Genomic DNA, 9,549 nt, shown 5'->3' with positions numbered 1-9,549 from the left:
CGGCCACCGGCCGCCCGCCGCCGGGCACGGCCCGCGGACGGGCGCGCGGCCACCGCTCGCCGTCGACCACCGCCCGCCGCCTGGCGCGGCCCGCGGACGTGCGCCGAGTGCCCATGACTAGGCTCGGGGCATGGCTGAACGCGTGCAGCTCCTCAGCCGCCAGGGGTGTCACCTGTGCGACGCGGCACGTCGCGCGGTCCGGGCCGTGTGCGAGCCCGACGGCGTCGGGTGGGAGGAGATCGACATCGACACCGACCCCACGCTGCAGGCCCGCTACGGCGAGCTCGTGCCGGTCGTCCTCGTCGACAACGTGCAGGTCGGCTTCTGGCGCATCAGCGGCGACGCGATCCGTGCCGCGCTGCGCTGAGGGCCCGCCGACCGGCGGGCCCTCGTGGTCGGCGTGCGGCCACGGTTCGTGCACGCGACGTCGCGCGCCTGGACGCCCCGCCGTGCGACGCGGCCCGGACGCACGACGGCGCCCCGCACCGGGGTACGGGGCGCCGTGAGGTGCTGCGGGTCAGTCCTGCTTGACGGCCTCGATCTCGAGGCCCAGCTTGACGTTGTCGCCGACCAGGAGGCCGCCGCCCTCGAGCGCGACGTTCCAGGTCAGGCCGAAGTCCTTGCGGGAGATCTCGCCGGTGGCGGAGAAGCCGGTGCGGAGCACGCCGTCGGGGCCGTTGGCCGCGCCGTTGTACTCGACGGCCAGCTCGACCGGGCGGGTGACGCCGTTGATCGTCAGGTCGCCCAGCAGCGTGAACTCCTCGCCCTCGCCCTGGACGCCGGTGCTGACGAACTTCCAGGTCGGCTTGGTGGCCGCGTCCCAGAAGTCGGGGGAGGTGAGGTGGGCGTCGCGCTGCTCGTTGCCGGTGCTCACCGAGGCGGCGTCGATCGTGACGTCGACGCGGGAGTCGGAGAACGGCTCGGCGACGGTGAAGGTGCCCTCGACGCCGGTGAAGCGACCGCGCACCTTGGCGATGCCGGTGTGACGCACGGTGAAACCGAGCTCGCTGTGGCTCGCGTCGATCTGGTAGGTGCCTGCGGGGATGCTCATGAAGTCTGTCTCCAGGGGGTCGGTGGTGGAACCTCGTACCAGTAGTACAACATTCAACTAGGCTTGTGTCAAGGAGAGGACGGTCACACATGCCCACCACCCGATGGCTCGACGAGAGCCAGCAGCGGCACTGGCGTGCGCTGCTGACCGGCACCAGCGCCCTGTTCGCGGCGCTCAACCACGACCTGGAGGCGGCCACCGGCCTCGCGCTCAACGAGTACGAGGTGTTGGTCCGGCTCTCGGAGGCCCCCGACCGCACGCTGCGGATGTCGGTGCTCGCCGAGGGGCTCGTGCACTCCCGCTCGCGCGTCACGCACACGGTGCGCCGCATGGAGGAGCAGGGCATCGTGCGCCGGCAACGCAGCTCCGAGGACGGCCGCGGCGTCGAGTGCGCGATGACCGAGAAGGGCTGGGAGGTGCTGGTCGCGGCGGCGCCGCTGCACGTGCAGTCGGTCCGGGACCGGCTGGTCGACGTCGTCTCCCGCGAGGAGCTGGCCACGATCGGCGAGGCGTTCGAGCGTGTGGCCGAGCGCATCACCGAGAACCCGCCCAGCTGACGTCGAGAGCCCCCGGAATTCTTTGCGAGACTGAGCCCATGCCCCGCACACGCGTCCACCTCGTCCGGCACGGCGAGGTCCACAACCCCGAGGGCATCCTGTACGGCCGGCTCGACGGCTACCGCCTGAGCGAGCGCGGCCGGGCGATGGCGCAGCGGCTCGCCGAGCACTTCACCGGCCCCGGCTTCGACGTCGTGCACCTCGTCGCCTCGCCGCTGCAGCGGGCGCAGGAGACGATCGAGCCGCTGTCGCGAGCGCTCGACATCCCGGTCCGCACCGACGAGCGGGTCATCGAGGCCGACAGCGTCTTCGAGGGCCTCGACCTCGCGCCGAACCCCCGCCAGCTCGCGCACCCGCGCCACTGGAAGCACCTGCTCAACCCGTTCGTGCCCTCGTGGGGCGAGCCCTACCGCGAGCAGGTCGCGCGCATGACCGACGCCATCCGGGTCGCGCGCGCCGCCGCCGAGGGCCACGACGCCGTGATCGTCTCGCACCAGAGCCCGATCTGGATGACCCGGCTCGCGCTCGAGGGGCGCGGCGTGCTGCACGACCCGCGTCGCCGCCAGTGCACGCTCGCCTCGGTGACCACGCTCACGTTCGACGGCGCCACGCTCGTCGGTCTCGACTACTCCGAGCCCGCCGCCGACCTGCTCGTGGGGGCGGTCGCGATCACATGAGCGCACGCACGCCGCGGGCGACCTCGCCCGCTCTCCTGCCCACGCGACGGCACCTCCTGCTGGGGGCGGCCGCGCTCGGCGTCGGCCTGCTGTCGGCGTGCAGCGACGACGGCGGCGCACCCGCGACCTCCGACGGCGTCGACACCAGCTACGTCGCCGGTGACGGCAGCGTCCAGGAGTGGGCGCCCGACGCGCGAACCGAGCCGGTCGCGCTCGCGGGCGTGACGATGGCCGGCGACCCCGTCGACCTCGCCGAGTGGCGGGGCGCCCCGGTCGTCCTCAACTTCTGGTACGCCGCCTGCCCGCCGTGCCGCAAGGAGGCGCCCGACCTCGCCGAGCTCGCGCGCGAGCTGGAGCCGGAGGGGGTGCGCTTCCTCGGCGTCAACCACACCGACGAGCCCGCGACCGCGCAGGCGTTCGAGCGCACCTTCGACATCCCCTACCCGACGCTGCACGACGCGCAGGCCGAGGGCGTGGCCGCGCTGCAGGGCGTGGTGCCGCTGCAGGCGATGCCCAGCACGGTCGTGCTCGACGCCGAGGGCCGGGTCGCCGCCCGCATCATCGGGATGGTCGAGCGCAGCACGCTGTCGGCGATGGTCGGCACGGTGCTGGCGGAGTCGTGACCTGGCTCGGCGGGCTGGGGGAGTCGTTCGCGGACGCGGCGTTCTCCGGCCCGATGCTCGTCGCCGTCCCGGTCGCGCTGCTGGCCGGGTTCGTCTCGTTCGCCTCCCCCTGTGTGCTGCCGCTGGTCCCCGGGTACCTCGGCTACATCGGCGGCATGGTCGGGACCGCCGGCTCGACGGCGTCCCGCGCCTCCCGCCCACGCCTCGTCCTGGGCGTGGCCCTGTTCGTGCTCGGCTTCTCGGCGGTCTTCGTCGCGGTCACCGCGGTGTTCTCGTTCGGGGTGGCGCTGCTGCGCTGGCAGGACGTGCTGTTCCGCGTGCTCGGCGTCGTCGTGGTGGTGCTCGGTCTCGGCTTCATGGGCTGGGTGCCGTTCCTGCAGCGTGAGCGGCGGCTGCACCTGCGGCCGCGCGCCGGGCTGTGGAGCGCGCCGGTGCTCGGCATCACCTTCGGGCTCGGCTGGACGCCGTGCATCGGGCCGACGCTCGCCGCCGTGCTCGCGCTCGGGGCCTTCGCGCCCGAGCGCGGCGTCGCGCTGACCCTCGCCTACTGCCTGGGCCTGGGGCTGCCGTTCCTGCTGGTCGCGCTCGGCGTCCGCGCCTCCGACCGGCTGCTCGGGTTCCTGCGCCGGCACCGGCTCGCCGTCATGCGTGTGGGTGGCGGCATGCTCGTGCTCATCGGGCTGGCGATGGTGACGGGCGTGTGGGGCCGCCTGATGAGCTCTCTCCAGCTGCTGCTGGCCGACACGAGCACGGTGATCTGATGGCGCGCTACGCACCCGAGGGTCTCAAGGGCTCCGCACCGAGCGGCGCGCCCGCGCCCTCCGGCACGCCGCGCGGTCTCGGCCTGCGCGGCTGGCTGCGCTGGGGCTGGCGCCAGCTGACGAGCATGCGGGTGGCGCTGATCCTGCTGCTGATGCTCGCGGTGGTCGCGCTGCCGGGCGCGTTCTTCCCGCAGCGCCCGCAGGACCCGGCCGCGGTCGCGGACTACCTCGAGGCCAACCCCGGCAGCGGCGAGCTGCTCGACCGGCTCGGCTTCTTCGACGTCTACGCCTCGCCGTGGTTCTCGGCGGTCTACCTGCTGCTGTTCGTCTCCCTCATCGGCTGCATCGTGCCCCGCACCTGGGCGCACGCCCAGGCGATGCGGGCAGGGCCGAGCCGGGTGCCGCGCAGCTTCGCGCGGTTCCCCGTGCGGGACGAGCTCGAGGTCGCGCGCACCCCGCGCGAGGTGGTCGCCGCCGCCGAGCGCGCGCTCGGGCGCGGCTACAAGCGCCGCACCGGCCGCGTGCAGCGCGGCGACGTCGAGACGCTGGAGATCTCGGCCGAGCGCGGCTACGGCCGCGAGACCGGCAACCTCGCGTTCCACCTGGCGCTCGTCGGCCTGCTGGTCGTGACGGCGTGGGGGCAGCTGGTGCAGTACCGCGGCCAGGCCGTGGTCGTCGTCGGCAGCAGCATGGTCAACTCCGCGGTCGACTACGACACGTTCGACGCGGGCGCCTGGTACGACGTCGACTCCCAGGAGCCGTTCCGGCTGCGGCTCGACGACTTCACGTCGGTGTTCACCGAGGCGGGCCGACCGGACGCCTTCACCGCCGACGTCACCCTCAGCCGGCCCGACGGCAGCGAGACCGCCACCACCATCTCGCCGAACGACCCGTTGTCGGTCGGCAACGCGCGCGTCTACCTCACCGGCAACGGGTACGCACCGGTGCTGACGGTCACCGACGCGGCCGGTGACGTCGCGTTCTCCGGGCCGGTGCTGTTCCTGCCGCAGGACACCGCCTACACCTCGACCGGTGTCGTGCTGGTGCCGGACGCCAACGGCGGCGACCCGCAGCTCGGCTTCCGCGGTCAGCTGTTCCCGACCGCGCTGTACGCGGCCGACGGCACCGTGCTCGGCTCGACGTTCCCGCAGCCGGACGACCCGGTACTGATCCTCAACCTGTGGACCGGCGACCTCGGCCTCGACGACGGCGCCCCCCGCAACCTGTTCGTGCTCGACACGACCGGGCTCACCCAGGCGACCACCGAGACCGCCGACGGCACCGAGGTGCCGCTGGAGCTGGTGCTGCGCCCGGGCGAGTCGGTCGAGCTGCCGGACGGCCAGGGCAGCGTGACGTTCTCCGAGCTGCGGCGCTTCGCCGCGTTCGACGTGCGGTGGGACCCCTCGGTGCCGTGGATGGGGCTGTTCGCCGGCATCGCGTTCCTGGGGCTCGCGGCGTCGCTGTTCCTGCCGCGACGTCGCGTCTGGCTGCGTGTCCGACCCGCGTCGGGCGGTAGCGTGGTGCAGGTCGCCGCGCTCGCGCGCGGCGACGACCCCGGTCTGCAGCGCGAGCTCGATCGCGTCGTGGCCGCCGTGGCGCCCGACGCGCGCCGGCGGAGCACGACGACGACGCCCGCGACGCGGGCGCCGAGAAGGACACCGACGCCGCGGGGTGCGGCTGCGGAACGAGAGGCCAGGGACGATGGGTGAGATCAGCACGGTGCTCGTGCTCGGCTCGTTGGTCGCGTACACGGTGGCGCTGATCAGCTTCGCGGTCGACATCTCGGCGCTGGGTGGCCACGCGCCCCACCGCACCGTGCGTCGCGCCGCCAACATCGCGGTCGCGGTGTCCTGGCTGGGCTTCGGGATGCACGCCGTCGGCCTCGTGCTCCGCGGGCTCGCCGCGGGCCGGGTGCCGTGGGCCAACATGTACGAGTTCAGCCTGACGTTCGGGATCGTCGCGATGGGGACGTTCCTCGTCATCAACCGCGTGCGCGACATCCGCTACCTGGGCGTGTTCGTCTCGTTCCTCGTCGTGTGCGTGCTGACGGTCGCGTTCTGGCAGCTCTATGTCGAGGCGGACGGGGTGCAGCCGATCCTCGACTCCTACTGGCTCGGCATCCACGTCTCCGTCGCCGCCGCGTCCACGGGGCTGTTCTCGGTCGCCGCGGCCGCCTCGGCGCTGCAACTCCTGCAGCACCGGCAGGAGCGCAAGGTCGAGGCCCGCGCCGCGGTCGCCGCCCCGGTCCCGGTCGCCGCGGGTGCCGTGGGCACGTTGGAGACCGTCGAGCTCGACACCGTCGACACCGCCGAGAGCGTCGAGACCTCCGGTGCGGGCTCCGCGGGCGGCACGTCGCCGCGCCGCCCGTCGAGCTTCGCCGGCCGCCTCATGGCCCAGCTGCCCGGCTCGGAGAGCCTCGAGCGCTTCGCGTACCGGCTCAACGCCGTCGCGTTCGTCGGGTGGACCCTCACGGTGGTCGCGGGCGCGATCTGGGCCGAGGCCGCCTGGGGCCGACCCTGGGGCTGGGACCCCAAGGAGACCTGGTCCCTGGTGATCTGGCTCGTCTACGCCGCCTACCTGCACATGCGCGCGACCGTCGGCTGGACGATCAACCGGTTCGCGTGGTTCGCGCTCGCCGGGTTCGTGGCGCTGATGGCGAACTTCTACGTCGTCAACGTCTTCTTCGCCGGGCGCCACAGCTACAGCGGTCTCTGAGCCGCGCCGCCGTCGGCCCTCAGCGGCCAGACGGCGCGAGGGTCGCGGACGGCGTCCGTGAGCCGTCAGGGCTGGGTCGGTGCCCTCCCGGTGCCTCTCCCCGGCCGGTCGTCCGGGCGGTGCCGGCTCCGCGCGTCCGTCAGGAGCGCCCGCCCCAGGGCCGGTCGGTGTCGTTGCCGGCCTCACGGTCCGTCTGGTCCGGGCCATCCTGGGGCGCGTCGGTCGGTGCGCCGGTCTCGCCGCGGGCGCGCTCGCGGTTGCGCCGCTCGAGCTCACGCAGGAACTCCGGGTCGTCGTCCGGTGCGACCGGGCGGCTGCGCGGCACCTCCGGTCCCGGGGTCGTCAGGCGCGACAGCACGAGCCAGATGACGGCGCCGACCCCGGGCAGCGCGACCATGAGCAGCACCCAGACCCACAGCGGCACGTTCCGGCGCGTCCGGGCGTCGGCCTGCGAGCAGTCGACGATCCCGTAGACCGTGACCGCGAGGACCAGCAGGGTCAGCAGCACGCGCATGCCCCGAGCCTACGTCGTCGCCGACCACCTAGGGTGGTCGCGTGGCCCTCCTCGTCTACACGCTGCTGCGGATGCTGCTCGTCGTGGCCGCCGGCGGTGTGCTCTACCTCGCCGGCATGCGGGGGCTGCTGCTCGTCGTGATGGCGGTCGTCGTCGGCGCGATGTTGTCCTACCTGCTGCTCAAGGGCCCGCGCGAGCGGGCCGCCGGGACGCTGCAGGGCCTCGCGGAGCGCCGGCCCGAGCGCGAGCGGGCCGATGCCGATGCCCAGGCCGAGGACGCCGCGCTGGACGCCTCAGCCGAGCCAGAGGGCCAGACCGAGGACGGCACCGAGCGCTAGCTCGAGCAGCCCGGTGTCGCGCAGCACCGTGATGAGCTCGCGCCCCGAGGCGCCGCGCAGCACGCGCGAGGCCTGCGGCGCGGCCAGGGCGAGCGGCAGCAGCAGCAGCGCGAGCCACCCCGGCGCCACCCCGGCGGCCGGCAGGCTCGCGGCGCCCGCCACGAGCGCGGCCGCCAGCAGGCCGACGTAGCCCCACCGCGCCCGTCGGTCGCCGAGCCGTACCGCGAGCGTGCGCTTGCCGGCCTCGGTGTCGGTGGGGATGTCGCGGATGTTGTTGGCCATGAGCAGCGCGCACGCGACCGCACCGACACCGGCTCCCGCGAGCACCGAGGCCGTGGTCACCTGCAGCGCCTGCGTGTAGGTGGTCCCGACGGTGGCGACCAGCCCGAAGAACACGAAGACGGCGACCTCGCCGAGACCGCGGTAGCCGTACGGGTTGCGCCCACCGGTGTAGTACCAGGCGGCGACGACGCAGAGCGCGCCGACCGCGAGCAGCCACCACGTGCCGGCCGCCGCGCACAGCGCCAGCCCCAGCACCGCCGCAACACCGAAGGCAGCGAACGCCGCCCGCCTGACGGTGGCGGGCGGCACCGCGCCGGACGCCGTCAGACGGGTCGGCCCCACCCGGTGGTCGTCGGTGCCGCGGATGCCGTCGGAGTAGTCGTTCGCGAGGTTGACGCCCACCTGCAGGGCGAGCGCCACCCCGGCGGCGAGCAGCGCGCGCACGCCGTGCGCGCCGTCGACGGCCGCTGCGGCGCCCGTGCCGGCCAGCACGGGGGCGACGGCGGCCGGGAGGGTCCGGACGCGGGCCCCGGTCAGCCAGTCCCGCAGGCTCGCGCGGTCGGGTCGTGGTTCGGGCACCAGGCGAGGGTACCGACCGAGGGCCGCGGCTGCGTCAGCGCTCGGTGCGCCCGGCGAGCGCCGCGGCCGCCAGCGCGGCGGCGGCCCGGCGGTCGGGCTTGCCGGGCCCGCGGGTCGGGATCGTGTCGACGACCACGACGGCGCGCGGCGCCTGGGGGCCGTGCCCGGCCGCGTCGCGCAGCGCCTCCAGCGGGACGTCGCGCGTGACGACCGCCGTCAGCAGCACGCCCCACTCCGGGTCCGGCACGCCGACGACGAGCACCTCGCCGGCCACGGGCTCCAGCAGCCGCTCCACGTGCGCCGGGTGCACGTTGACGCCCCCGGTGACGAGCACGTCGTCGACGCGGCCGTGCACGCGGAGCCGGCCGTCGGCGTCGAGCTCGCCGGCGTCGGAGGTGACGAACCAGCGGCCGTCGGCGTCGGCCTCGAACGGCTGCGGGCCGTCGTCGAGGTAGCCGGCGGCCAGCGTGGGGCCGCCGAGCAGCACCCGGCCCTCGCGCAGCCGGACACGGACGCCGTCGAGCGGGACGCCGTCGTAGACGCAGCCGCCGCAGGTCTCGGTCATGCCGTAGGTCGTGACGACCCGGACGCCGGCGGCACGGGCGCGCTCCAGGTCGGTGCGCGGCGTCGCCGCGCCGCCGACCAGCACCGCCGCGCAGCGCGTCAGCTCCTCGAGCGCGGCTCCGCCCTCGGCGAGCACCCGGTGCAGCTGGGTCGGCACCAGGGAGAGGTAGAGCGGTGCGTCGTCGGGCGCGGCGCCCAGCGTCGCCGCGAGCGCGTCGGGGTCGAACGGTCCGGGTGGGGCGACGACTGGCTCGGTGCCCGCGAGGACCGAGCGCACCAGCACCTGCACGCCGGCGACGTGCACCGGCGGCAGGGCGAGGACCCACCGACCCGGTCCCGACAGGCGCGTGTGGGTGGCGGCGACGCTGGCCGCCAGGGCCTGCGCCGGCAGCGCCACCGGACGCCCGACGCCCGTGCTCGACCCCGACGTGCGCAGCACGAGCGCGACGCCCGCGGGGACCGGCCGCGGGGGAGGGTCGCCGAGCACGACGGGCGGGCCGCCGGCGAGCGCGTCGGCGAGCGCACGCGCGAGCGCGGTGGCGTCCTCGGCCCGGCGCTGCGCCGGGTCTCCACCGGTCCTCACGGCCGCCACGCTACAAGCCCGTGAGGCGGTTGCTCGACGGCACCGGAGCGGCCCGGACGGGCCGGCTGCGGCGCAGGATGCGAGAGGGCCCGGCGACGTAGGGGATGCGCCGCCGGGCCGCCCGGCGCAGGGCCGGGGTTCGTCAGCTTCGTCGGACTCGCAGGGGGGACTGTCGAATGATGAACGACTTTCAACGCTGGACGAACGGCGACGACGCTAGCAACCGCTCCGGCACCGGTCAAGGCTTCCGGGACCTCGGCGCGGGGTGGTCGCCGAACCGGGCACGACTCGCCGGGAGAGCCCTT

Annotated in this window: 12 protein-coding genes; 8 read left to right on the top strand and 4 right to left on the bottom strand. The window is 74.8% G+C overall.

Features of this window, described 5'->3' with window-relative positions:
• Nucleotides 1–130 precede the first annotated feature (130 nt).
• Nucleotides 131–367 carry a glutaredoxin family protein gene (locus tag GPA02_RS16250; RefSeq protein WP_156201488.1) on the top strand — a complete coding sequence of 79 codons (237 nt, stop codon included), beginning with the start codon at nucleotides 131–133 and terminating at the stop codon, nucleotides 365–367.
• 150 nt (nucleotides 368–517) lie between these two features.
• Here the strand turns inward: GPA02_RS16250 and GPA02_RS16245 are convergent, their stop codons facing one another.
• Nucleotides 518–1,051 (bottom strand): YceI family protein, encoded by a 534-nt coding sequence (locus tag GPA02_RS16245; protein WP_156201487.1) that lies wholly within the window; start codon nucleotides 1,049–1,051, stop codon nucleotides 518–520.
• Between the two features lie 89 nt (nucleotides 1,052–1,140).
• On the opposite strand from GPA02_RS16245, the gene GPA02_RS16240 reads away from it, so the two are divergent.
• Genes GPA02_RS16240 through ccsB form a run of 6 tightly spaced genes read left to right on the top strand, consistent with a single transcriptional unit; the run spans nucleotide 1,141 to nucleotide 6,384 of the window.
• Nucleotides 1,141–1,608 (top strand): MarR family winged helix-turn-helix transcriptional regulator, encoded by a 468-nt coding sequence (locus GPA02_RS16240; protein ID WP_156201486.1) that lies wholly within the window; start codon nucleotides 1,141–1,143, stop codon nucleotides 1,606–1,608.
• A 38-nt stretch (nucleotides 1,609–1,646) separates the two neighbouring features.
• On the top strand, nucleotides 1,647–2,285 hold the full coding sequence (locus GPA02_RS16235; RefSeq protein WP_156201485.1) for a histidine phosphatase family protein: 639 nt from the start codon (nucleotides 1,647–1,649) through the stop codon (nucleotides 2,283–2,285).
• A complete protein-coding gene (locus GPA02_RS16230) occupies nucleotides 2,282–2,908 on the top strand; it encodes a TlpA family protein disulfide reductase (protein ID WP_156201484.1) in 627 nt (208 codons plus the stop codon). The genes GPA02_RS16235 and GPA02_RS16230 overlap by 4 nt, the downstream gene beginning before the upstream one ends.
• Before the next feature lie 53 nt (nucleotides 2,909–2,961).
• The gene (locus tag GPA02_RS16225) at nucleotides 2,962–3,669 is read left to right on the top strand and encodes a cytochrome c biogenesis CcdA family protein (protein WP_156201493.1); all 708 of its coding nucleotides are present in this window, start codon (nucleotides 2,962–2,964) and stop codon (nucleotides 3,667–3,669) included.
• The gene (gene resB, locus GPA02_RS16220; RefSeq protein WP_156201483.1) at nucleotides 3,669–5,378 is read left to right on the top strand and encodes a cytochrome c biogenesis protein ResB; all 1,710 of its coding nucleotides are present in this window, start codon (nucleotides 3,669–3,671) and stop codon (nucleotides 5,376–5,378) included. The genes GPA02_RS16225 and resB overlap by 1 nt, the downstream gene beginning before the upstream one ends.
• Nucleotides 5,371–6,384, top strand: a complete 1,014-nt coding sequence (gene ccsB, locus GPA02_RS16215) for a c-type cytochrome biogenesis protein CcsB (RefSeq protein WP_156201482.1) — start codon at nucleotides 5,371–5,373, stop codon at nucleotides 6,382–6,384. Before resB ends, ccsB begins: the two co-directional genes overlap by 8 nt.
• A gap of 139 nt (nucleotides 6,385–6,523) precedes the next feature.
• Here the strand turns inward: ccsB and GPA02_RS16210 are convergent, their stop codons facing one another.
• A complete protein-coding gene (locus GPA02_RS16210) occupies nucleotides 6,524–6,898 on the bottom strand; it encodes a PLD nuclease N-terminal domain-containing protein (RefSeq protein ID WP_156201481.1) in 375 nt (124 codons plus the stop codon).
• Nucleotides 6,899–6,939: 41 nt separating this feature from the next.
• Here GPA02_RS16210 and GPA02_RS16205 point away from each other — a divergent pair, with 41 nt between their 5' ends.
• Nucleotides 6,940–7,236, top strand: a complete 297-nt coding sequence (locus GPA02_RS16205) for a DUF4229 domain-containing protein (protein ID WP_156201480.1) — start codon at nucleotides 6,940–6,942, stop codon at nucleotides 7,234–7,236.
• Here the strand turns inward: GPA02_RS16205 and GPA02_RS16200 are convergent.
• On the bottom strand, nucleotides 7,192–8,100 hold the full coding sequence (locus GPA02_RS16200; RefSeq protein WP_420809370.1) for a 1,4-dihydroxy-2-naphthoate polyprenyltransferase: 909 nt from the start codon (nucleotides 8,098–8,100) through the stop codon (nucleotides 7,192–7,194). The genes GPA02_RS16205 and GPA02_RS16200 overlap by 45 nt on opposite strands.
• Before the next feature lie 31 nt (nucleotides 8,101–8,131).
• On the bottom strand, nucleotides 8,132–9,244 hold the full coding sequence (locus GPA02_RS16195; protein WP_156201478.1) for an AMP-binding protein: 1,113 nt from the start codon (nucleotides 9,242–9,244) through the stop codon (nucleotides 8,132–8,134).
• Between the last annotated feature and the right edge of the window lie 305 nt (nucleotides 9,245–9,549).

The sequence above is a fragment of the Actinotalea caeni genome (genome assembly GCF_009733795.1).
In the GTDB taxonomy this organism is placed as follows: domain Bacteria; phylum Actinomycetota; class Actinomycetes; order Actinomycetales; family Beutenbergiaceae; genus Pseudactinotalea; species Pseudactinotalea caeni.
The sequence above is the reverse complement of the archived record's forward strand: the minus strand, read 5'-3'. Positions and strand labels throughout refer to the sequence as shown.